This is a genomic window from Pseudomonas sp. JUb42, from assembly GCF_024807945.1.
Classification (GTDB): domain Bacteria; phylum Pseudomonadota; class Gammaproteobacteria; order Pseudomonadales; family Pseudomonadaceae; genus Aquipseudomonas.
Map to the genome: position 1 here is coordinate 463,930 of NZ_JANUFD010000001.1, position 23,251 is coordinate 487,180.

Annotated in this window: 22 protein-coding genes and 1 pseudogene; 15 read left to right on the top strand and 8 right to left on the bottom strand. The window is 60.6% G+C overall.

Features of this window, described 5'->3' with window-relative positions; all coding sequences use genetic code 11:
• The first annotated feature begins 162 nt into the window (after window positions 1–162).
• Window positions 163–486, top strand: a complete 324-nt coding sequence (locus M2401_RS02180) for a hypothetical protein (RefSeq protein ID WP_259099114.1) — start codon at window positions 163–165, stop codon at window positions 484–486.
• A gap of 17 nt (window positions 487–503) precedes the next feature.
• The gene (locus M2401_RS02185; RefSeq protein ID WP_259099115.1) at window positions 504–1,652 is read left to right on the top strand and encodes a PQQ-dependent sugar dehydrogenase; all 1,149 of its coding nucleotides are present in this window, start codon (window positions 504–506) and stop codon (window positions 1,650–1,652) included.
• A gap of 216 nt (window positions 1,653–1,868) precedes the next feature.
• On the opposite strand, the gene M2401_RS02190 is transcribed toward M2401_RS02185, so the two are convergent.
• Window positions 1,869–2,303, bottom strand: coding sequence for a PACE efflux transporter (locus tag M2401_RS02190; RefSeq protein WP_259099117.1), 435 nt, complete (start codon window positions 2,301–2,303; stop codon window positions 1,869–1,871).
• Between the two features lie 107 nt (window positions 2,304–2,410).
• On the opposite strand from M2401_RS02190, the gene M2401_RS02195 reads away from it, so the two are divergent.
• A complete protein-coding gene (locus M2401_RS02195; RefSeq protein WP_259099119.1) occupies window positions 2,411–3,301 on the top strand; it encodes a LysR substrate-binding domain-containing protein in 891 nt (296 codons plus the stop codon).
• Here the strand turns inward: M2401_RS02195 and M2401_RS02200 are convergent, their stop codons facing one another.
• Both M2401_RS02200 and M2401_RS02205 read right to left on the bottom strand, forming a co-directional pair.
• Window positions 3,302–3,940 (bottom strand): LysE family translocator, encoded by a 639-nt coding sequence (locus M2401_RS02200; protein ID WP_259099120.1) that lies wholly within the window; start codon window positions 3,938–3,940, stop codon window positions 3,302–3,304.
• Between the two features lie 35 nt (window positions 3,941–3,975).
• Window positions 3,976–5,241 carry a chloride channel protein gene (locus M2401_RS02205; RefSeq protein WP_259099122.1) on the bottom strand — a complete coding sequence of 422 codons (1,266 nt, stop codon included), beginning with the start codon at window positions 5,239–5,241 and terminating at the stop codon, window positions 3,976–3,978.
• Between the two features lie 325 nt (window positions 5,242–5,566).
• Between M2401_RS02205 and M2401_RS02210 the strand changes: the two genes are divergently transcribed.
• A complete protein-coding gene (locus tag M2401_RS02210; RefSeq protein ID WP_259099123.1) occupies window positions 5,567–7,597 on the top strand; it encodes a TonB-dependent receptor in 2,031 nt (676 codons plus the stop codon).
• On the opposite strand, the gene M2401_RS02215 is transcribed toward M2401_RS02210, so the two are convergent.
• Window positions 7,570–8,817, bottom strand: coding sequence for an MFS transporter (locus tag M2401_RS02215; RefSeq protein WP_259099871.1), 1,248 nt, complete (start codon window positions 8,815–8,817; stop codon window positions 7,570–7,572). The genes M2401_RS02210 and M2401_RS02215 overlap by 28 nt on opposite strands.
• 97 nt (window positions 8,818–8,914) lie before the next feature.
• Window positions 8,915–9,220, bottom strand: a complete 306-nt coding sequence (locus M2401_RS02220; protein ID WP_259099125.1) for a DUF6482 family protein — start codon at window positions 9,218–9,220, stop codon at window positions 8,915–8,917.
• 164 nt (window positions 9,221–9,384) lie between these two features.
• Between M2401_RS02220 and M2401_RS02225 the strand changes: the two genes are divergently transcribed.
• From M2401_RS02225 to M2401_RS02245, 5 genes are all read left to right on the top strand, one after another.
• Window positions 9,385–10,704, top strand: a complete 1,320-nt coding sequence (locus tag M2401_RS02225; RefSeq protein WP_259099127.1) for an MFS transporter — start codon at window positions 9,385–9,387, stop codon at window positions 10,702–10,704.
• Between the two features lie 565 nt (window positions 10,705–11,269).
• On the top strand, window positions 11,270–11,518 hold the full coding sequence (locus tag M2401_RS02230; RefSeq protein WP_259099874.1) for a response regulator transcription factor: 249 nt from the start codon (window positions 11,270–11,272) through the stop codon (window positions 11,516–11,518).
• A gap of 222 nt (window positions 11,519–11,740) precedes the next feature.
• Window positions 11,741–12,460 carry a hypothetical protein gene (locus M2401_RS02235; protein WP_259099130.1) on the top strand — a complete coding sequence of 240 codons (720 nt, stop codon included), beginning with the start codon at window positions 11,741–11,743 and terminating at the stop codon, window positions 12,458–12,460.
• A gap of 126 nt (window positions 12,461–12,586) precedes the next feature.
• The gene (locus M2401_RS02240) at window positions 12,587–13,525 is read left to right on the top strand and encodes a hypothetical protein (RefSeq protein ID WP_259099132.1); all 939 of its coding nucleotides are present in this window, start codon (window positions 12,587–12,589) and stop codon (window positions 13,523–13,525) included.
• 82 nt (window positions 13,526–13,607) lie between these two features.
• A complete protein-coding gene (locus M2401_RS02245; protein ID WP_259099134.1) occupies window positions 13,608–14,303 on the top strand; it encodes a hypothetical protein in 696 nt (231 codons plus the stop codon).
• On the opposite strand, the gene M2401_RS02250 is transcribed toward M2401_RS02245, so the two are convergent.
• Complete coding sequence (locus M2401_RS02250; protein WP_259099136.1) at window positions 14,304–15,383, bottom strand: diguanylate cyclase; 1,080 nt, start codon at window positions 15,381–15,383, stop codon at window positions 14,304–14,306.
• 264 nt (window positions 15,384–15,647) lie between these two features.
• On the opposite strand from M2401_RS02250, the gene M2401_RS02255 reads away from it, so the two are divergent.
• Window positions 15,648–16,289 (top strand): LysE family translocator, encoded by a 642-nt coding sequence (locus M2401_RS02255; RefSeq protein WP_259099137.1) that lies wholly within the window; start codon window positions 15,648–15,650, stop codon window positions 16,287–16,289.
• 198 nt (window positions 16,290–16,487) lie between these two features.
• Here M2401_RS02255 and M2401_RS02260 read toward each other — a convergent pair whose 3' ends face one another.
• Window positions 16,488–17,075: a polyribonucleotide nucleotidyltransferase gene (locus tag M2401_RS02260; RefSeq protein ID WP_259099139.1), complete on the bottom strand. Its 588-nt coding sequence runs from the start codon at window positions 17,073–17,075 to the stop codon at window positions 16,488–16,490.
• Window positions 17,076–17,181: 106 nt separating this feature from the next.
• Window positions 17,182–17,322, bottom strand: a pseudogene (locus tag M2401_RS02265) (restriction endonuclease); the annotation flags it as partial.
• A 621-nt stretch (window positions 17,323–17,943) separates the two neighbouring features.
• Between M2401_RS02265 and M2401_RS02270 the strand changes: the two are divergent.
• The 5 genes from M2401_RS02270 to M2401_RS02290 all read left to right on the top strand — a co-directional run bounded on the left by M2401_RS02270 (window position 17,944) and on the right by M2401_RS02290 (window position 23,249).
• Complete coding sequence (locus tag M2401_RS02270; protein WP_259099141.1) at window positions 17,944–18,645, top strand: TetR/AcrR family transcriptional regulator; 702 nt, start codon at window positions 17,944–17,946, stop codon at window positions 18,643–18,645.
• 223 nt (window positions 18,646–18,868) lie between these two features.
• A complete protein-coding gene (locus M2401_RS02275; RefSeq protein ID WP_259099142.1) occupies window positions 18,869–19,927 on the top strand; it encodes an aromatic ring-hydroxylating dioxygenase subunit alpha in 1,059 nt (352 codons plus the stop codon).
• Window positions 19,914–20,873 carry a PDR/VanB family oxidoreductase gene (locus M2401_RS02280; RefSeq protein WP_259099144.1) on the top strand — a complete coding sequence of 320 codons (960 nt, stop codon included), beginning with the start codon at window positions 19,914–19,916 and terminating at the stop codon, window positions 20,871–20,873. Before M2401_RS02275 ends, M2401_RS02280 begins: the two co-directional genes overlap by 14 nt.
• 107 nt (window positions 20,874–20,980) lie before the next feature.
• The gene (locus M2401_RS02285) at window positions 20,981–22,216 is read left to right on the top strand and encodes an FAD-dependent monooxygenase (protein WP_259099148.1); all 1,236 of its coding nucleotides are present in this window, start codon (window positions 20,981–20,983) and stop codon (window positions 22,214–22,216) included.
• A 193-nt stretch (window positions 22,217–22,409) separates the two neighbouring features.
• Window positions 22,410–23,249: an alpha/beta fold hydrolase gene (locus M2401_RS02290; protein WP_259099149.1), complete on the top strand. Its 840-nt coding sequence runs from the start codon at window positions 22,410–22,412 to the stop codon at window positions 23,247–23,249.
• The last annotated feature ends 2 nt before the right edge of the window (window positions 23,250–23,251 follow it).

Consider the following 23,251-nt stretch of genomic DNA (forward strand, 5'->3'; position numbering starts at 1 on the left):
GGACGACGTTACCTATGAACGCAGGATTTGTCTGGAAGATTTGTGCAACTCGTCGGAAGGCTGATTATTCTTGTTACAAAAACAACCGTCAGTTAAAAGCGAACCTCGTCACACAATGGCCCTCCAAGCTAGGTCTACCTTTCTATTTGCGGAGAGACCGTGATGAATCGTCTTACCCGAATACTGCGTGCGTGCGGCCTCGGCTCTGTGCTCGCCCTGGGCCTGAGCTGCGGCGTTGGTGCCCAGAACCTGCCTAACAGTACCTACGACAACCCCAGCAATAACCCGAACCCCAACAGCCGCCAGGGCAGCGAATCCAGCACGCCACCGGTGCGCGGCCCGAGCACGGCGCCCAGCCCGCGTCCGCCGACCCTGCAAAACGGTGGCGTCGGCAATGGCTATTCAGTGCCGTCGCGTCCTGCCCGTCAGAACACTGCCCCCGCGGGCAATTCGGGCAATAGCGGCGAACGCAAGCCCACCAATTGAGACATAAGGAACTGTCCATGTTCTATCGAACCCTGTCCGCAACCCTGTGTGCGGTTGCCTGTCTGTCCCTGCCATTGAGCGCTGCGGCTGCCGAGGTACAGCACTATCCGAGCGAGTTGGGCAGCATCAGCGTCGAACCTATCGCGACTGGCCTGAAGCATCCGTGGGCGCTGGCGTTCCTGCCCAACAAGCAGGGGATGCTGGTCACCGAACGCCCCGGCGATTTACGGGTGATCAGCGAGGACGGCAAGGTTTCCAAGCCGATTTCCGGCGTGCCGCAGGTCTGGGCCAAGGGGCAGGGCGGCTTGCTCGATGTGGTGCTGTCGCCGGATTTCTCAAAGGACCGTCTGGTTTACCTGACCTACGCCGAAGGTGACGAAAGCGGCAACCACGCCGGCACCGCAGCCGGGCGCGGACGCTTGTCGGCGGACATGACTCATCTGGAAAACTTCACCGTGATCTTCCGCCAGCAGCCCAAGTTGTCGGTGGGTAATCACTTTGGCTCGCGCATGGTCTTCGACCGCGACGGCTACCTGTTCATCGCCCTGGGCGAGAACAACGACAAGGCCACCGCCCAGGACCTGGACAAGTTGCAGGGCAAGATCGTGCGCATCTACCCGGACGGCCAGGTGCCGCCGGACAACCCCTTTGTGAATCAGAAGAACGTACGCCCGGAAATCTGGAGCTTCGGCCATCGCAACCAGCAGGGCGCGGTGCTCAACCCCTGGACCGGCACCCTGTGGACCCACGAACACGGGCCCAAGGGTGGTGACGAGGTCAATATCATCGAACGTGGCGGCAACTACGGCTGGCCATTGGCGACCCACGGCATCGACTATTCCGGCGAGCCGATCAAAGAGGCCAAGGGCAAGTTTGTTGAAGGGACGATCAAGCCGTTTCATGTGTGGGAAAAATCCCCGGCAATCAGCGGCATGACGTTTTACGACAGCCAGCGCTTTCCGGCCTGGGACCACAACCTGTTTATCGGTGCCCTGGCGGCAGAAACCCTGATCCGCCTGCAATTCGATGGTGACCGGATCGTTCACGAAGAACGTTTGCTCGGCGAGCTGAAACAACGCATCCGCGATGTACGCCAGGGGCCGGACGGGTTTCTCTATGTGCTGACTGATGATGACAATGGCGAGTTGTTGAAGGTGGGGTTGTAACCTCGCCTGCTGGAGAGTCACCGGACTATGTGGGAGCGAATTCATTCGCGAAGAGGCCGGTGTATCCGCCGCATTTTTCTTCGTTTGTAATACCGTGTTCGCGAATGAATTCGCTCCCACAAGATTTACCCGTACTTCCTATTAAGTGTTTGCAGCCTGATGGTGTGAGGTTGAAGAGGAGGGCGGGATCTCGTACAGCCCCCATTCCAGAATGAGTCAGTGTGAAGCCTGCTCCATCGCCGATTCCGGCACATCGAACACCCGGTCAAACACCCACTGAAACACCAGGGAATACACAAAGAAAAACCCGAACAACCCTAGGTTGGTGGCCAGGGCCGCCCACCAGGAAATGCTCAGCCACCAGGCAATCAGCGGCAATAGCATCAGGGTCAGGCCGCCCTCGAAGCCAAGAGAGTGCAGCAGGCGTCGGCTCAGGGTGCGCTGGCGTTGCGGCTGGCGGGCTTCCCAGCGTTCGAACAGGGCGTTGAAGATCATGTTCCAGGCCAGGGCGCTGGCCGACATCAAAATTGACAGCAGCCCTGAATAGACCATGCCCTGGTCGTACAGCAGGTCGAGAATCGGGGTAATGAACGCTACCGCGACGCCCTCATAGAGCACAGCTTGCAGCACTTTACGGGCGGGGCCTTGCATGGCGGGTCTCCTTGGTTTGGGCTTGCACGTTAATGGCAAATCCTGCAGGCGCAAAATGAGATAAATTCAGCCTCGCTCAATTCAATTCACTTGTGGCGAGGCTGCCCGTGTTCAGCAAACTTCCTTTGACCGCCCTGCGCACCTTCGAAGCGGCGGCGCGTTCGGCCAGCTTCAAGAGCGCCGCCGACGAGCTGGCGGTTACGCCGGCGGCGGTCTCCCATCAGATCAAGGCCCTGGAAGCCTGGCTCGGCACTCTGTTGTTCACCCGCAGCGGCAAGGGCGTGCAGCTCACTGCCGAGGGCGAGCGCCTGTACCACGACGCCCACGCGGCCCTGCTCGATATCAGCCGCAGCCTCGAAGCCCTGCGCCCGCGCGCGGATTCACACACCCTGATTCTTACCACCACGCCGGCCCTGGCGGCGTCCTGGCTGATTCCCCGGCTGGGAGATTTCTACCGGCAGTGGCCGTCATTCAACGTGCGGGTCGAAACCGCCAATGAGGTGGTGGAATTGCTGCGTGATTCCAGCATCGACCTGGCCATCCGCACTGTTTCCCGGGAAGACCCGGCGCTGCTGCACAGACCGCTGATGAGCGAGGATTTCGCCGCCTATGCCGCACCCGGCCAGGCCGATCCGGCGGCTGTCGAGCGCCTTGAACTGATCGACCTGCGTTGGGAGATTCCCGGCGGCTTTGCTCTGGACTGGCTGACCTGGTGCGCGGCGGCGGGGCACGGCGACTGGCTGTCGCGGGCGGTATTGCGCCATTACGAGGATGAGCATTTCGCCTTGAACGCGGCGATTGCCGGGCAGGGCCTGGTGCTGGCGAGCAGCGTGCTGGTGGCCGACAGTCTGGCCAAGGGCGTGCTCGTACCCTATCGCCCTGACGTGCGCTTGCCGGGGCCGCGTTACTTTGCGGTCTGCGTGCCGGGGCGCGAACGGCAATCGCCGGTCAGAGAGTTTCTGACGTGGCTTGAGCAGCAGGCCACGTCAGCAGACTGATCAGGGCTTGCGCGGGATCAGGCTCGGCACCGCATGCATCAGGGCATTGATTGCGAAGCCAATGAACATCAGGCCGCAGATGCGGGTGATGGTCAGCTCATGACGCTGATACAGAGTGCGTACGTGGCGGGTGCCGACCAGGGTGATGATGATCGAATAGGCGATGATCCCGCCCAGGGTGCTGAGCAGAATCAGCAACGGCAGCATCGACCAGTTCAGCAGCTCGGCGCGGCTGGAGATCAGCGCGGTAAAGGTCGCCACGGCCACCGGGTAAGCCTTGGGATTGGTCAGGCCGAACATGATGCCGTGCCAGAACGGCTGGCGTGCCGTGGCCTGGGGCTGGCCGTCGCTGTTGCGCTTGGCGGTGATCGCCTTGAAGCCGAGCCAGAACAGAAACAGGCCGCTCAATACGCCCAGCACATCGAAGGCCGTGCTGCCGATCACCTTGGCGCCGATGATCGCCGCCAGGGCCGTGCTGCACCAGATCACATCACCGAGTAAATGGCCGCTGAGAAACGCCGCCCCGGCCTTGCGCCCGTTGGCCGCGCCAATGCCCAGCACCGCGAGGACGCCAGGCCCTGGCGAGATGCCATAGATAAATCCCGACATCAGTACAGCCAACAGCAACGAGAATGTCATGAGCCTGATCCTTGTGATGGTTCAGGCAGTCTATGTCAGGGTGTCAGCGGAATTCGAGGTGGCGGCGATTTAAATTTCCCGCACAGGCGACTGGCACACACCGAGCCCACCACGGCGAGGATGATCGGTACGAGGAAGTCATGATCGATGCGGGTGAATTCGGCGATCAGCACGATGGCCGTGATGGGCATGCTCATGGACGATGCGAGAAACGCCGCCGCGCCGATCAACGCAAAAGCGCCCAGTGGAATACCCGGCCAGGCCAGGCTCCACAAACCGCCCAAGAGAATCGCCAGCAGTGCGCCAATCGCCAGGCCCGGCGTCAGCAAGCCGCCCTCGGCCCCGGCGCGCAAGGTGCTGGAAGTGATCAGCAGTTTGACCACCAGCAACAGCGCGGCCAGGCCGATCCCCAGTTCGCTGTCGAAACCCAGCTGCGCTGGGCCTTTGCCGTTGCTGAGGATCTGCGGCAGGTAAATGGCCACGCAGCCGATCAGCGTGAAGTTGAGCAGCGCCAGCACCGGCAATTGCCAGCCACGGGCAGCATGCTGACGGGCGTGGCCGGTCAGGCGCACAAAGCCGTGGGCGGCGATGCCGAACAGCGGCCCGCAGATCAGCGCGAAGGCGATCAGGCTGGCGCTCAGTGGCAGCTTCGGCAATACGTATTGCGCCTCGGCCCCAAGGCCCAGCCAGCCAATCGAGGCACCAATGGCGGACGTCGCCAAAGCCATCAAGGCGGCGGGCCAGGTGAAACTGCCGACCAGCACTTCCAGCACGAACACCGCGCCACCCAGCGGCACGTTGTATACCGCTGCCAACCCGGCCCCGGCCCCGCACGCGACAAGAAGGCGATGAGTCGCAACGGGCAGACGTGCCCATTGCGACAAGGTACTGGCCACCAGTGCGCCGACTTCGCGCGGCGCAACCTCGCGACCCAGAGGTGAGCCCAGGGCCACGGTGATGATTTGCAGTAAGGCGTGGGCGAGGGTGGTCTTGACCGGCATCAGCGGCGCCTTGTCCCCGACCGCCTGCTTGATGCTGACCAGCGGCCGACCCCAACGGTAAACCGCCCACCAACCGAGCCCGCCGATCACCCCGCACAAGGCCATGACCGCAACCCGCCGCTGCACCGAGGCACTGCTGACCCCCAGCAGGAAACTCTCATGACTGCTCAGCGCATCCTGCCCGTAGCCGTAGGCCAGGTGCTGAATCATATGCAGCAGCAAGGCCAGCAACATCCCGCCCAGACCGGCGCCGATGCCGGTAAGGATGACTACGAGGGCCAGTTTGAGTTGAGCGCGCATATGAACAATCCGAGGGATGAATGGCGGCAGCGTGGGGCCTGAGCGAAGTGCACGCCATCATCCATAGGTTTATCCGGGGAATCGCCATGGATGTATTTCCCACGAAAATCGCCTTATCCCGTAGGGCTGGCTTTAGCCAGGAGGACGCGCTTACGGCTAAAGCCCCTCCTACGCAAGAGGTGCGATCCGTTGGAGCGAGGCTTGCCCGCGAAGAGGCTAGAACAGACGTAACCAAATCAGACTGGCGCATTAAAATGTTACTGTATAACATTGTTATATTGTTTCATTTGATCTACTGCCCCTTCGACCGACATGGAATTGCGCAATGCCTGCCCCAACGTTCCCACGCCACCTCACGCCCCTCGCCGCCGCACTGTTCATGGCTTCCCCCGTCTTCGCCGCCGAGCCCATCGAACTGCAACCCCAGGTCATTACCGCCAACCCACTGGGCAGCCAGGCGCTCGCCGCGCCGACCACAGTCCTGAGTGGCGATGACTTGACCCTGCAACAAAAGGGCAGCCTCGGCGAGACGCTGAACAAGCAGCCAGGCGTGTCGTCGTCCTACTTCGGCCCCGGTGCCAGCCGCCCGATCATTCGCGGCCAGGACGGCGATCGCATCCGCATCCTGCGCAATGGCGTCGGCGCCCTGGACGCCTCGTCGCTGTCCTACGATCACGCTGTGCCGCTGGACCCGGTCAATGTCGAGAAGATCGAAATCGTTCGTGGTCCGGCGGCACTGTTGTATGGCGGCAGCGCCATTGGCGGAGTGGTCAACACCTTCGACAACCGCATTCCTACCGAAGCCATCGAAGGCATTCACGGTGCCGGTGAACTGCGCTACGGCGGCGCCGACACCACCCGCAGCAGCGCGGGCAAGCTGGAGGCCGGTAACGGCACCTTCGCCTTGCATATCGATGCCAACGCCCGGGAGTTCAACGACCTGAAGATCCCCGGCTACGCCAAGACCGGCGCCGAGCGTGCCGCCGGTGACGACGATTCGCGCAAACATCGCCTGGCCAACAGCGACGGCCGTCAGGACGGCGGCGCGGTGGGTGGTTCCTACACTTGGGACGACGGTTACGCCGGCCTGTCCTACAGCAACTACGACTCCAACTACGGCTCGCCCGCCGAGCAAGACGTACGCATCCGCATGCAGCAGGAGCACTACGCCTTCGCCTCAGAGGTCCGCAACCTGTCCGGGCCGTTCAGCTCGGTGAAGTTCGATGCGGGTTACACCGACTATAAGCACAGCGAAATCGAAGGCGGAGAGACCGGCACCACCTTCAAAAACAAGGGCTACGAGGCGCGCATCGAGGCCCGCCATCAGCCGTTGGGGCCGTTCAACGGGGTGATTGGCGCACAGATCAACCGCAATGAATTTTCCGCCCTGGGCGAAGAAGCCTTCGTACCGCAGACCGATACCGATGTCGGCGCGCTGTTCATCCTCGAAGAACTGCAAGCCACCGACCGCCTGCTGTTCACCCTGGGCGGGCGCCTGGAACATACCACGGTCGACCCCGACGCCAAAGGCAACGAACGCTTCGCCGCCGCCGACCGTTCCAGCAGCTTTACCGCGGGCAGCCTGTCGTCCGGCGCGGTCTATACCCTGACCCCGGTCTGGTCGGTGGCCGCGACCCTGGCCTATACCGAGCGCGCGCCGACCTTCTACGAGCTGTACGCCAATGGTGCCCACGTCGCCACCGGCACCTATGAGCTGGGCGATGCCGGGCTGTCCAAGGAAAAGGCTGTATCCAGCGACCTGGCTCTGCGTTTCGACAACGGTACACACAAGGGCAGCGTCGGCGTGTTCTACAGCCACTTCTCCAATTACATCGGCCTGTTGGGGACGGGACGTACGCTCAATGACGAAGGTGAGGAAGACGCCAATGGCATTCCCGAGTACACCTACTCCGGTGTGCGTGCCCGTTTCGCCGGTGTCGAAGCCCAGGATCACTGGAAGCTGGGCGAAAGCGCCTACGGCAAGTTCGCCCTGGAGCTGTCAGGTGACGTTACCCGAGCGAAGAACCTCGACACCGGCGAAGACCTGCCGCGCATCGCGCCGCTGCGTCTGAACACCGGCCTACTCTGGGAACTGGACCGCTGGCAGGCGCGTATCGACGTTGAACACGCCAGCGCCCAGCACCACGTCCCGGCCAATGAAAGCAGCACGGACGGCTACACCACCCTGGGCGCCAACGTTGGTTATCACTTCGATGTCGGCCAGAGCAAATGGCTGGCCTTCGTCAACGCCGAGAACCTGACCAACCAGACCGTGCGCTACGCCAGTTCTATCCTGCGCGATATCGCCCCGGCCGAGGGGCGCAGTATTCAGGTGGGGTTGCGGACTACATTCTGAGAAGCGCGCTCTGGTGCAGGCGAGCGCAGGGTTTCCGGCATGGCCAGCATCAGCAGGAGCAGGGCAAGGGCGGCAACAGCGGCCAGGGTGAGGAAGGCCGCGTTGTACCCGGCCTGCTGAACCACGACTCCCGCCAGGCTACTGCTTAGCGCGGCGCCCACGCCGAACATGGTGGTCAGGGCGCCGAGGCTGACGTTGAAGCGCCCGGTGCCCTGGGTCAGATCCTTGACCACCAGGGGGAACAGCGCGCCAAACAGCCCGGCGCCGACGCCATCGAGCATCTGCACGGCGACCAGCCAGTAAGGATCGCTCGACAAGGTATAGAGCACGCCGCGCACCGGCAAAATGGCGAAGCCTGCCAGCAGCAGCGGTTTGCGTCCCCACAGATCGGCACGGGCGCCGACCAGCAGGGCTGCGGGGATCATCACCACTTGGGCGGCGACGATGCAGGCGGAAGTCAGGGGCGTCGCCAGGCTCAGGTCTATCTGCGACAGTTTCTGACTGACCAGAGGCAGCATCGCCGCATTGGCCAGGTGAAAAAGCGCACAGCACGCGCCGAAGATCAGCAACGCACGATGATGCAGCAAGGCTTTCCAGCCGGAAACGTGTACGGCTTCGCCCTGGGCATGCTTGTCAAGCCCGCGCGCGACTTCATGGTCGATGGCATCGGCCGACAGGCTCGAGACCGCAAGGATACTGGCCAGGGCCATGGCGGCCATCAGGTAGAACACTGCAATCGGCCCGAACAGATACGCGAACCCGCCGGCCAGCAGGGCGGCGCAGGCATTCCCTGCATGGTTGAAGGTTTCGTTGCGTCCGGTGCGGCGGGTGAAGGCCTTGGCGCCGGTCATGCCCAGGGAGATCGCGGCGATGGCCGGGGCAAATACTGACGCTGCCGCCGCGCCGAGCGCCTGGGTCAGGGCTACCCAGGTAAAACCCTGAATAAATGGCAGGATGACACAGCTGCCTGTCACCAGTAATGCGCCAATGATCACGACGGCGCGCTTGGCCCGGGTCCGGTCGATCAGGGCACCGGCTGGCGTCTGGGTCAGCAGTGCGACCAGTCCGGCAACGGTCATCACGCCACCGATGCTGGCTGGGTCCCAATGTTGAACGGCCAGCAGATAGATGGCCAGATAAGGCCCCAGGCCGTCACGTACGTCCGCCAGGAAAAAATTCAGGGCATCAAGGGCAATACTGTTGCGGCGCGAAGGAGTCATCACGGTCAGTCTCGATGCTGAGGCAGGCATTGAGACTCAGTGCGGGTTTTGACAGGTTAAGTTCCGTGGCCACCGGATATTCTCCGCGCCGTATGCCTCAGCGCCAGGCTTCCAGGGAAACCGGGATTCGCAGAGGTTGCTGCGGCGCATCGTCCAGGCCGCACATTTCGTTGTAGGGCGAAGCATGGACCAGGAAAAACGGTGTCCGGGGCAAACCCTCCAGAAACGTCCGTGCATGCTCCACGGAGCGCAGGTGCAACACCTTGTCCTGATCACTGCGCAGCATCGAAGTATGGCTGGCTGTGCGTATTTCCAGCAGATAGATACCTGACTCCAGGGAGAGCAGGTTGAGTTCGTCGACGGTGCCTTGCTCTGCCAGATGGAACAGTTCGAGTTTGTTCATGCTGCGCTCCAAGGGTTTATGCAGTCCCACAGATTGGTGTTTGTCCGGCTAAAAACGTTCATTCGTAACCCCGGCCGCACCATCCTCCCACGCTTTGCTATTCTTCGCGCCCGGTAACCGGGCCACGGCCCCTACCGTCAACTGAATTGTGTATGGGAGCTGTCATGACGGCTGATATTCGCCCACGTCCCCCGCGGTTTTCCGGGGGCGACTACAAGACCCTGGGCCTTGCTGCCCTGGGTGGTGCGCTGGAAATCTACGATTTCATCATCTTCGTGTTTTTCGCGCTGACCCTCAGCCAACTATTTTTCCCGCCGGAAATGCCCGAGTGGCTGCGCCTGCTGCAGAGCTTTGGCATCTTCGTCACCGGCTACCTGGCGCGTCCGCTGGGCGGCATCCTGATGGCGCACTTTGCTGACCGCCTGGGGCGCAAACGGGTGTTCAGCCTGAGCATCCTGATGATGGCCCTGCCATGCTTGCTGATCGGCCTGATGCCGACCTATGCGCAGATCGGCTATTGGGCGCCCTTGATTCTGCTGGGCCTGCGCATCCTGCAAGGTGCAGCGGTGGGCGGCGAAGTGCCCAGTGCCTGGGTGTTCGTTGCCGAGCACGCCCCTGATGGCCATCGCGGCTACGCCCTGGGCGTGCTGCAGGCCGGGCTGACCTTCGGTTATCTGCTCGGCGCATTGACCGCGACCTGGCTGGCCAAGGTATTCACCCCGGCGGAGATCCTCGATTACGCCTGGCGCCTGCCGTTCCTGTTGGGCGGCGTGTTCGGCGTCATTGGTGTCTGGCTGCGCCGCTGGCTGAGTGAAACACCGGTATTCATGGCCCTGCACGCCCAGCGTCAGGACATGGCCGAACTGCCCCTGCGCGCTGTACTGCGTGAGCATCGCCAGTCACTGCTGCCGGCGGCCCTGCTGACCTGCGTGCTGACCTCTGCGGTTGTGGTATTGGTCGTCATCACGCCGACCGTCATGCAGCAACGCTTTGGCATGACCCCGATGAACACTTTTGCTCTGAGCAGCGTGGGCATTGTCTTCCTGAATATCGGCTGCGTACTGGCCGGCCATTTGGTCGACCGCATAGGCGCCTGGCGCGGGGTAATTCTCTACAGCCTGCTGCTGCCCCTGGGCGTCGGCCTGCTCTATGCAAGTCTGATCGGCCAATGGCTGCCCCTGACCCTTGCCTACGCCATCGCAGGTCTCGGCTGTGGGATTGTGGGCGTCGTGCCGTCGGTTATGGTCGGCCTGTTCCCTGCGAAAATTCGCGTCTCCGGGATCTCCTTCACCTACAACATTGCCTATGCGCTGTGGGCCAGTACGACGCCTTTACTGCTGATCATGCTGATGCCCTGGAGCCCGTGGGTGTGCGTTGGCTATTGCGCGGTGATGGGCACGGTCGGACTGGGGACGGCAGCATTCTTTGGCCTGCGCCGGGGGATGCAACTTGAGGGTGCCGAGGCGGCTCATACACCGCGTTGAGCGTGTGTTTTTTCGGTAGAAACCGTCGCTGTGACATCCTGGCACCGCATCTGTAGGACCGGCTTTAGCCGGGAGGACGCTCTCGCGGCTGAAGCCGCTCCTACAGAAAAACAGCATTCATTCATCTGGCCGTTCTCTCCTGTCATGTGAGTTATTGCTCGTTCTCTATGTAGTTTATTTCCTACAAGCTTGAAGTCCTTTTCTCTGTTGAACTCATGAGTAATTCCTTGCCGTAATTAATTGTAACTGCGGATTGTAATGCTGTTTGCGTGAGCTTATGGTTTGCGTCTGGAGTTGCCGGAAAATTAACTGTGTGCAAGTAAAATTGAGTAGGAAGGATTACTTTGGTGTGTAGGATTTTTCTTTGGTGTGTAGGAGGTTTCTGTACGGTGCTTAGCATTGCTGTAGAGCCTGGATATGCACAGGGTTATTTAATTTGTAACGGTGAACAAAACTTCCTAAAAAAAACAAAGTTCAGGCCGATGCACTTTTCGTGGTCAGGATGAATGCTGTGGAAGACATCCAGCATGCTCAGGAACGAGCAACGCGAACAGGAGGAGAACAGATGCGTGCACCCTTGCGACAGGCGCAGGTATTGGCCCTGGTGCTGCGCGGCTACCCTAACAAGGACATTGCCGAACAGCTGAACATGAGTATTTACACGGCCCGGGACCATGTTTCCGCGTTGCTCAAAAAGTACGGAGTTAAAAGGCGTGCCGAACTCATGGCGCTGCATGTGAGTCATGCCCGATTGCGAAAAGTTGAACAATCCCCGACATCTGTCGGATTGCGCTCGACTATAAATGGCACCTAATATTCGACGCTCCAGATAAGGGCGGTTTGTTCATCGTGGAGGGTGTGGCAGTGTTCTCGCTGTAGTCCGTTTAATGTTACTGCAGCAAGACTAATATTCTCGATAGCACGCTGTATTGCGGGCTGGCGCTATATTCGACTCTTTCAATTGGCTGTTGAGCGCCGCCGCGTATTCATTACCAGATGCGGAGTGTCTGGGTATTTCACCAAAAGGAGTCACAAGATGAATGCAGTTTCACTTCAACAGGATCAATTGCCGCAACCTTCGACCTCGTTGGCCTGCATTGCGGTCGATCCCGTGGCAGTGCGCAACTTCCGCAAGTTGGCGGCCAGGCAGGCGCCGCTGTCGCACTCGGTCTTGTGCGAGCAGCAGGCCAGGCTGATGGGCCCCAAGGGCCTTTTTGCACAGTTCGCCCGGCAAATCATTGAGCTGGGTCGGCAAGCGCCCCAGCTCAATGATTTGCTGGAACTGCAGCGTCCCGAGCGCAGGGAGCACGCCGAGCGTGCCGTAGATTTCGTGCTGGGTTTCCATCATCGTCGGTCCTATGCCGAAAACCCTTTCGAGCAGCGCTGCCGGGCCTTTCTCGGCGTGGTGGTGTATGACGAACTGGCACCTTTTACTCTCGCCGAGCGCTATGCCGCCAGCCAGGCCTTACGCCAGCTCGACGGTGAGTACTTCATCAAACTGATCGCCACTACCCGTGAAACGGTGGAGCGGCGCATTGTCTTCCACGGCCTGCTGCAACATTTCGATGCCCTGCTGCCCATCGAACGCAGCATCTACCCCTACAACTATCGCCAGGTTCAGCAGGAGCACCTGCAGCGTGAAGAGGCGCTCTATGGCCGCCTGCAACTGGACGCGCCCATCAGCCTGCTGTTGCAGGAGCGCACGCCCGAATGGCTGTTGGCCAATCTGCCGCGCCTCAACCGTGCGGCGGGTTGAACAACCACGATCCGCCGCGATGGGGCGGCGAACGCGCCGCAACTGACAGAGAGACGTCCAACATAGTTGCAACAAAGCGCCCCGCCATGGACGGCCCAGGGGCTTCAGGTAAAACAAGGAGGCACCATGAGAGTCCCACAATCACAAATCAACACCATGGCCCAGTTCAATGCCCTCAAGCTCGCCGAGGAGCACACCGCCAGAAAGGCAGAGACAAAAAAACCGACAGAAACTGCACCGGCGCAGGCCACAAAAAACGCCACCTCAGCCTGCGCTTATACCCCGGCCAAACCCGCTGTTTATCTGGGGGAGGCTTCGTCCATCAGCGGCAAGACCCTGTTGTTGAGCCGGGTATTTCGTTGCCTCGATCCCAAGATCGAACCGACGGTCATCAATGAGTTCAACGACACCACGCGCAAGTCCCCGGACGCGCAGTTTCTGACGACAACCGATCGCAATTTGCTGGGCAATGTCTATGAGTATGCCCAGCAGCAAAATATCGACCTGGGCTATGTCGACCAACTGGCCGGTGTCCTGGGTCAGTTTCGCAAGAGCAAGAATGGCGAGCAGATGTCCATGGTCGATATTGCCGTGATACCGGGGCGGACCAAGAAGTACGACTACACCGACGCCGACAAGGCAATCATCAAGCGGATCATGGACAGCGAGGCGTTCAAGAGCTCGCATCTGGACCCGGACTTTATCCGCCACGCTGTCGACAGCAAGTACGCGCATATCCGCCATACCGACTTCAACTTCCTCGAAGCAGTGGTCAACAAATTCTCCGCCGACGGAGAAAAAACCGCGCCGCTGGGTAATCGTTTCTCGCGCTTTACCGGCTTCAAGGACTACCACGGATCGGCACCGGTCCTGGCAGCCCAGCCGCCAACCAAACCCAAGGTCGATCCGGACCTCTCTGGCGACCCGACCCGTAAGTGGGGCGCCAAGGCCAGCTTCTCGACGCCGACCATGGAGCAGATTTTGCGCACCCTCAGCAAAGTCTTGGGCCGCAACACTCAGTTGGGGTTGTTCGACTTTCTTGCCGACCGCTTCAAGCGCGACTGAACCGCCGCCGCGATACGCGCGGGTGCTCGTTCGAGTCATCCGCGTACCGTATTTCTTTCACAGATGGGGATGAATCATGGCCATGGTCGAATCCAGAATCATCGCGCCGGTGGTGTCCAGGCGTATCGATCTGAACACAGTGAGTGAGCGCATGCGCGCGGTAACCCGTGCTGCGGTGAAGAATCAAAAGCCGCCCGCGGATGTGTCCATCAGCGGCGAAGGGTTGCTGAAACAGCGGCTGGGCGACAAGAGTAAAAACAGCGCGGTCAATGCTCTCGACAGCAAAGCCAGGATCGAGGCGAAACCGGCTATCGAACAGTTGAGTAAGCAGGATCGGGCGTTGATCAGCGATATTTACTTCCACGCGCGGGAGCAGGGCGCCGACCTCAAGTACGTCGATGACCTGGCCAGGAACCTGGCCCGTTATCGCGAGCAGCAGAGCGACCCCGACAAGGCGGGCAAAGAGCCGCGGGGTTATTTCTCCGGCGCCGAGCGCATTACCCTCAAGCGTATTCGTGACAGCGAGGCGCTAAGCAGTACGCGGCTGGATCAGGGGTTTGTGCGCTACATGACTGACCCGGACAAGCCCCGTGCCCACAGCAACCTGGAGTTCATGGAGCAGGTGATGCAGAGGTTTTCCGACAAGGGCGAGGACGCATCGGCCTTGAGCAGCAAGTTCGCGGAGTACCCCAGCTTGCCGATTTCGGACAAACCCGAGCAAAACAAGCCTACAGAAATGCCGGGCCTGTTCGGCATGCTGGCCAAGGCGTTGAGCTGATTACTCCAGCTGCGGATTGGACCAGGCAAACTGCGGCGGTTCGGTAGTGGCCACGACCACCCGGTTCCGGCCGCTGCTTTTTGCGCTGTACAGCGCCTTGTCCGCCTCGTGCAGCCACATCGCCGCGTCCGTCAGGTGCGGGCCGTAGCTGGCGATGCCGACACTAAGGCCAATCTGCAATTGCGGTAGCAGCACGTCATGGTGGGCATTCATTGCCAGGCGCAGGCGTTCGAGGATCTCAAAGGCCTGTTGGCGCGAGGTATTGGGCAGAATCACGCAAAACTCATCGCCGCCGTAACGGCCAACCAGATCGCTGTCGCGTAACTTGCGCACCAACGCATCACTCATCAATTTGAGTACGGTGTCGCCGACAATATGACCGTAACTGTCATTAATGTTCTTGAAGTGATCGATATCGATCAAAGCGATTGTGGTATTGCGTTCCAGCGTCTGGCAATTGCCGAACTCGATATGCAGCAGATCTTTCCATGAACCGTGATTGAGCAAACCGGTGAGGCTGTCGGTGCGGCTGAGTTTGCTGAGGATATGTTTGTGCGCCGATAACTTCACCGCCACTTGATAAGACACCAGGCCCACCGCTATCGGATAAATCACCAGCATCGGCAAACAGGCATAGATCTGCAGCGGCGTACTGCCGGGATTAAAGGCCGGCGAAAAGATCAGGATGGCCACCAACGCACCGAAGGCTTGCGCGAGGCTGCCGTAGATAAACAACCGTTGACCGCCTGCGGCGATGTTATTCATCGCCATCATCGACAACACGGTCACTGTCGGCAGCGGGCTCAGGCCCATGGCCCCGGCCCAGAAGCCTCCGCCCAGAGAGTCGTAGATCAGGTTGCGGCGCTCGGCCTGGTACGGCTGACGCGACAGCCGCGCCAATTGATAGGCGACATGGGGCCAGATAAAGCCATTGAAGACCAACAGCGCCCAGACCCAGCCGGATGGGTGTGTGGGGTACAGCGTCGCCAGGACACTGAAAAAACCGATGCCCAACCCGATACTGCGCGGTAAATAGATGCGCTTGGCAAATGACAATCCCTTGCCGTCGTGTTTGTTCATCCCGTTACCCGCCGTTGAGCCCGAGATAAGTGGGCCGCTTGATATTTCGAAGTTTCGCATACAGGCAAAGCATTTTGCCATTACGAGGAAAATATATATTGGGCAACAACATAGGAGGGATATGTAAACTTAAGTATCACAGTGCTATCACGTTGGTGCTTTTTTGTAGGGCGCCGCCGTTTAGTGATTGACCGACACCTTGCCATCCGCTGCAATGCGTCATCGATTCGCCTTCTCCAAAAAACGCCGATAGCAGGACGTGTCATGCCGGATCTCGCCAACCTGATTGCTTTTTCCCTTATTTCCCTGGGTATGGTTCTGACGCCCGGACCGAACATGATCTACGTGATCTCCCGCTCCATCAGCCAGGGGCGCAAGGCCGGGCTGATCTCCCTGGGCGGCGTTGGCGTGGGCTTTATCTTTTATATGCTCTGCGCGGCGTTCGGTATTACCGGCCTGGTCATGGCCGTGCCCTACGCCTACGACGCCCTTCGCCTGGCCGGTGGCCTGTACCTGTTTTACCTGGCCTGGCAAGCGGTCAAACCCGGCGGCCGCTCACCCTTCCAGGTCAAGGACCTGCCCCAGGACAGCAACCGGACCCTGTTCCTCATGGGCCTGATGACCAACCTGTTCAACCCCAAGGTCGCGGTGCTCTACCTGTCACTGCTGCCGCAATTCATCAGCCTCGACCACGGTGCCGGAGTGCTCAGCCAGTCCCTGGTTCTGGGCAGTTGCCAGATCGCCGTCAGCCTGACCGTCAACGCAATGATTGCCATGGCCGCCGGCTCCATCGCCGGCTTCCTCACCCAACGGCCGAACTGGGCCACCTTCCAGCGCTGGCTGATGGGCACGGTGTTATGCGGGTTTGCGGTGCGGATGGTGGTGGAGGGGCGCAAGTCGGTTTGATCGTTGGGCTGTCCAACGTGTACGAATACCGTTGGAGCGAGGCTTGCCCGCGAATGCTGTGCTTCGGGCCCAGATGATGGGGTAGATGCATCGGCCCCTTCGCGGCGGTGCGGCGATCCGACAAGCCGCGCTCCCTCGAGTACTGTGGATGTTGCGCGAGATGGCGTAAGTTCAGGCAACAGGGTTCATTTCAACCCCTCACTTCGCCCCGGTAACCGCCTTCACCAACACGCCATGATCTTTGGCATCCTTCTCGAGGGAAATTACATTGACCATCGCCGTGCGCGTGCCCGAGGCTGCGGTAATCGTCGTGCTGATCACCCGACCGCCGTCCACATCCCCGGATACATCCAGCTGTCGCAGGCCCAGGCCTTTGCGCACGAGCTTTTTCTCGCCGTGTTTCTTGAAGTTCTGGTAGCTGCTTTTCTGCTGCGCCAAGGCATCGGCGATGATGGTGTCCAGGGTCTTTTTGTCGTTGGCCGAGACCTTGGCGCCGGACGGCAGTGGCGTCTCGGTGACGATCACCACACGGTGAGCGGGCTTGTTCAGGTACAGCGACCCCGTGACCCCGGCCGCCCTGGCCTTGTCGTCGATCTCCGGCATCGGACTTTTCACGTAATCCTTGGGCAGGGCAAACACCAGCTTGCCGCCGAGCATCGACACCCGCTGCGTCGCGACCTTGGCCGGCGGATGCTTGGCCTTGCTCGCCGCCAGCGCATCCTCGGCAAACAGACCACCGATCAGCGCCAGGCATACCACGGCGGTTTTGAGACTGAACCTGCGCATCCGACTTCCTCTTCTAATGACGCCCGGAAAAACGAGATGGCATTATGCCTCTGTGGCTCATCCTGTGGGAGCCGGCTTGCTGGCGATCGAGTGCGAAGCGCTCGCTTTACTTCATCGGCGCAAAAATCGGCCGTATCCCCCGACACTTCGGATAATCCACACACCCCCAGAAATTCCCCCCGGCATTGGCCCCGGAACCGGCAACCTTCAACACCATCGGCTTCTTGCAGTGCGGGCAATTCGGCGCCTTGACCTCTACCTCGGGTTCCGGCTCCGGCGGTACAACAACCGGTTCGACCCCAGGCACTTCAACCACCTCAGGCGCCGCTACCTCTTCAATAACCGGCTCAGGCTCCGGCGCAACCTCAGGCTCCGGCAGCACGACCGCCTTACGCCGTCGCAACACCGACGCCGCAGCCCCCGCCAGAAAAATCAGCGGCAGCACGTATTGGCCAATCACCGCCATCTTCTGAAACATCGCACTCACCGCCAGCCCACCCGAATGCCCTCCGGCAAACTCGGGCAACGGCTCCACGGCCACCGAATGCAGATACCAGCCCGTAGCAATGGCCAGCAGCACACTGAGCCACCAAGGTTGGCTGCCGAGAAAATGCACCGGCGCGGTGCCAGGAGAAGAGGGCAGTAACGACTTTTTGCGCGACATAAACAGTGCCTTGAATGAACTGCGCGAAAGCATACCGCCACGTCCGCGCAGGCGCGAACTTTGATCCAGGTTCATCTGGCACGATCACTGCTATGAATTAAAGAGCTAATCAATTAATTTAATTTCGCGAGAACTCGGCCAGGCCTGGCAGCCTGGTTTGTCCATCAGGATCGGATGATTCAACTCCTAAGGTAGCGTGTATCGATGCAGACAATTACGGGCCGACGTGGCAATGCGGCTTCTCCGGCAGAGAAGAGCAAACCCGGCAGGAAGGGCCCCGGCCGACCGGAAGGCGCCAGTAACCTGCGGGACGAGATTCTGGATGCGGCGGAAGAATTGTTCGCCAACCTTGGGTATGCCGGCACCACCATGCGCGAAGTGTCACAGCACGCCAAAGTCACCCAGGCACTGATCAGCTACTACTTCGGTTCCAAATACGGCTTGTTCGAAGAGGTGTTTCTGCGCCGCGGCAGTGCCATTTCCGATGAGCGCCTGAAGAATCTCGAGACCCTGCAAGCCCAGGGCGAGAAGCCCGTCGTGCGGGCCATAGTCGAGGCGTTTCTGCTGCCGACCGTGGTGTTGCGTACGTCCGTTCAAGGGCGACATTTCCTGCGTCTGCAAGCGCGTTTGCATACTGAGCCGCCAAACATTTCCTATGCTCTGCGGGATAAAGCCTACGGCACCTCGACCCAGCGTTACGTCGATGCCTTGAAGGAAGCCCTGCCAGGCCTGAGTGACCTGGATGCCAACTGGCGGATCACGCTGATGGTCGGCACTTACCTCTACGCATTTTCTGATAGCCATCGCATGGAAGAGCGCCTGCCGGACGGGCAGTACAACCCGGATGACTGGCAGTCGCTGATCCAGCAGGTCACCAGTTTCGTCGTCGGAGGCATGTCGGCGTGACGGCCTGAGATGGGTAGAAAAGCACCATTTTGGGAGGAAGCTTCACCAGGATGGTGCGAACGGGGAATCGGGTAGAAAACAGGTTTTTTAATAAAACTCATAAAAATCAGATAGATAAAGAATATTTTTGCATTTGGCACGGCTTCTGCTATCCATTAATTAAAAGGTTGATTAATTAATTACCGCTCAGCGTGAGCAAACCTGAGAGAGCAAAGGAGTCGTGATGAACCTGATAGCCGTTTCATCTCACCAACCCGTGACCGCCGCCGACGGGTGCCAGGACCCGGTCCTGCTCAACGACTGGCATGTCGTTGGCTACAGCAGCGATTTTGTCGCCGGTACGATTTACCCCGTCCGTTTGCTGGAACGCGAACTGATCGTCTGGCGTAGCGACGATGATCAAATCCACGTATGGGAAGACCTGTGCATCCATCGTGGTGCGCGGTTATCCAAGGGCTGGATCAAGAATGACTCGGTGGTCTGCCCGTACCATGGCTGGGAATACAACGGCAGCGGCGCCTGCACCCTGATGCCTGCCGCACCCGATGAGAAGCCGATGAAGAAGGCCAAAGCCTTTCCTTACTCGGCAGTGGAGCGCTACGGTTTTGTCTGGACCTGCCTGGGTGAGCCGGAGTCTGACATCCCGGTATTCCCGGAGTGGGAGGATGCCGGTTTCATGAAGGTGCACAGCGGCCCTTACAACTACGCCGCCAACGGTTTCCGCGCGGTGGAAAACTTCATCGATGCCTCGCACTTCCCGTTTGTGCACGCCGGCCTCAATGGCGTGATGGACAAGCCAGATCGTCTGGAACCCTACAGCGTCGAAGAAGTGGACGGCGGTCTGCGTTCCTCCGAAGTCCGGGTGTTCCAGCCGTGGGGCGATGCCCGGGGCAAACCACTGGTGGCCTTCTATACTTACCACGCCTTCCGCCCGCTGGTGGGTTACTTCTCCAAGCGTACCCAGGACTCCGACGCCGAAGGCAATATCATCAGCGACAAGTCGGATACCTTCGCCACCCTGTTCACCGTTCAGCCTCTGGACACGGTTAATTGCATCGTGCGCGTCTGTGCGGCGATGGATGTCAGCCCACGACCCGATCCGGATGCGGTAAGGGCCCGCGCAGACGTGGTCTTCGGCCAGGATCGCGACATTGTCGAAAGCCAGCGTCCCGAGCGTATCCCCACCGAACTGCGTTATGAGCTGCATCACCGCACCGACCTCATGGGCCAACGCTACCGTACCTGGCTGCGTAACAAGGGCATCAGCTATGGCGTTATCTGACGGCGTGTTCAAGGTGCGCCTGCACGCCATCGAATATGGCGCCCCGGGCATCAATATCTACACCTTTGAAGCACTGGATGGCCAGCCGCTGGCGACTTACGAGCCTGGCGCTCATGTCGACGTGGTGATGGCGCCGGACCTGCTGCGCCAGTATTCGTTGCTCTGGCCTGCGACCCACCCGGCGCGTTACCAGATTGCCGTGCAACTGGCGGAAGTCGGCAAGGGCGGCTCGCGCAAGTTGCACTTCGAGTCGGTGGTGGGGGCGACTTATGAAATGTCGCAGCCGCGCAACCACTTCCCGCTGCTGCCGAGCGATGAAGAGTTTCACCTGTTCGCAGGGGGCATCGGCATTACGCCCATCGTCTCGATGTACCGCAAGCTCAAGGCCGAGGGCCGCAAAGCCTCTTTGTATTACTGGGCAAGCAGCGCGCAACACATGCTGTTTCATGAGCAACTGTGCCGGGAGCAGGACGGTGTCCGGTTGTTCCATACCCGCTCGGGTGGCGGGGTACCGCCGCGCTTGAAGGATATCCTCGCCACCTTGCCCCATAGCGCCCAGTTGTACTGCTGCGGGCCCCAGGGAATGGTCGACGAGTTTGACCGCCTGACCCTGCACCGCCCGCAAGCCAATAACCATCGCGAGCGCTTCAGCGCCACCACCGATGCCTTGCAGCCGGGTGATTCCTTTCGTGTGCGCCTGCAGCGATCGGGGCTGACCCTGACCGTCGCGGCCGAGCAAAGCCTGTTGCAGGTCTGCGAAGCAGCCGGTGTCGAGGTGGCGTATTCATGCGAGGAGGGCGTGTGCGGCGCCTGCGAAGTGAAGGTACTGGCCGGTCAGGTGGAACACCGCGACACGGTGCTCAGCCCGGCACAACGCCAGCGTAGCGAAACCATGATGATCTGCTGCTCACGCGGCTTGGGCGACAGCCTGGTCTTGGACCTTTAGGGGCCGGGGCCGTCTCGACTTATTTTTTTGACCGATTAATTAATTGGTTGATCAATTATTACAAAGCGCCGACGCGATCAACGATCGCCCCGGCAGGAGGAACACCCATGGACAGAGCATTGCGAGTTGGCATCATCGGTGCGGGAATCGGCGGCGTCACCCTGGCCCGGGCACTCAGTCAGCGTGGCATCGAGGCGCGGATTTTCGAACGTGCACCGATGTTCGGTGAGGTCGGCGCAGGGGTACAGATGACCCCCAACGCGGTGAAGGTGCTCAGCGAGCTGGGCCTGGATGAGCAACTGAAAAAGATCGGTTTTCTGCCCGAGGCGATGGTGGGGCGCAACTGGAAAACCGCGCGGGAGTTGTTCAGAACGCCACTGAAAGCGTCCTGCCCGGATCTGTATGGCGCGCGGTTCTATCATGTCCATCGTGCCGATTTGCATGCCGCCCTGGCCCGCGATATCAAGCCGGATCAGGCCACTTTCGGCGCGCATTGCGTCGGCCTGGTCCAACACGGCAGCACCGCCGTGGCGAAGTTTGCCGATGGCTCGGAGTTTGAGGCCGACCTGATCGTCGGCGCCGACGGTGTGCGCTCGGTGATCCGCGAGCAGCTGTGGGGCGAGGAAGCGGCCAACTACACCGGGCACATGTGCTGGCGCGCCCTGGTCAATGTCGACAAGCATCCGCTGCCCTTCGTCAGCCCGGATTCGAGTTTTTGGATGGGCCCTAAAGGCCACGTGGTGACCTACTACGTCAAGGGTGGCTCGATGGTCAATATCGTCGCCGTCAACGAAAGCCCGGCGTGGGTCGAGGAATCCTGGAATGCCAAGAGCACGCAACAGGAGCTGCTTGGCGGCTTTGAGGGCTGGCACCCGAACCTGGTCGAGCTGTTCAAACGCACCGATCCCGAGGCGATCTTCAAGTGGGGGCTGTTTGACCGCGATCCGATGAAGACCTGGTCCAAAGGCAACGCCACCCTGCTCGGTGACGCCGCGCACCCGATGCTGCCTTTCCTGTCCCAAGGCGCCGCCATGGCCATCGAAGACGGCTATGTATTGGCCCAATCTCTGGCGTTTCACGGCTCGCATCAGTTGCAGTCGGCCTTGCGCGCCTACGAACTGGAACGCCTGCCCCGCACCAGCCGGGTTCAACTGGAAGCCCGTGAACGTGGCCGCACTTACCACCTGCCTTCGGCGTGGTCGCAGCTCAAGCGCGATATGGCTTACCGCTGGCGCCAGTTACTCAACCCGAATGCCGTGGGAATTCAGGCGAACTGGGTCTACGAGTACGACGCGCGTGATTGTGAAAAGCGTTTTCCGCTGGCGGCGAAGATTCCGGCGTGATGCGCATGCAGATGAGGTCGCCAACTGACTGTGGGAGCGAATTCATTCGCGAAGAGGGCGGTACAGCCGACGCCTGGTCAGTGTCGCTAATACCGCTCTGGCGAATGAATGGGCGCCCGCCAAAGGCGAAGATTTCAATCAATCACAGGGTTTCGATGGACCCGACGCACCACCATCCCTGGGAGGTCATCCAATGAGTCATCTTCGCTACGGCGCCCACGTGCACGCCAATGGCATCCGTCAGCATTACCTGCGTTACGGCCCGGCCGACGGCAGTGAGGCGGGGCTTGATCCGCTGATCATCGTGCCGGGCATTACCAGCCCGGCGGTGACCTGGGGCTTTGTCGCCGAACGCTTGGCCAGCCGCTTTGACACCTATGTGCTGGATGTTCGCGGCCGCGGGCTGTCTGCGACCGGCGAGCAACTGGACTACAGCCTGGACGCTCAGGCCCGTGACCTGATCGCCTTTGCCGCAGCGCTGGGTCTTGAGCGTTACAGCGTGGTCGGGCATTCCATGGGCGCGAGGATTGCCATTCGCTCGGCGCTGATCGGGGCGCCGGGCATGGCGCGGGCGGTGTTGGTCGACCCTCCGGTATCCGGGCCTGGCCGTCGCCCTTATCCGGCGCAGTTGTCCTGGTATATCGACTCCATTCGCCAAGCCAAAACGGGCATGAGCGGCGCGGACATGCGCGCCTTCTGCCCGAGCTGGACCGAGGCCCAACTGACCCTGCGCGCGCAGTGGCTGCACACCTGCGATGAACGGGCAATCCTGGCCAGCTTCAACGGCTTTCATGACGATCCCGTCGTGGAAAACATCGCCGCCATCCGCTGCCCGGCCCTGTTAATGACCGCCGCCAGGGGCGATGTGGTCAAGGACGAAGACGTTGCCGAACTGCAAGCCCGCTTGCCCGGCCTCGCCCATGTGCGTGTGGCGAATGCCGGCCACATGATTCCCTGGGACAACGAAGAAGGCTTCTACGCCGCGCTGGGCGACTTCCTCGGTGCGCCCCTGACCGATACCGGAGAACGCTAGCC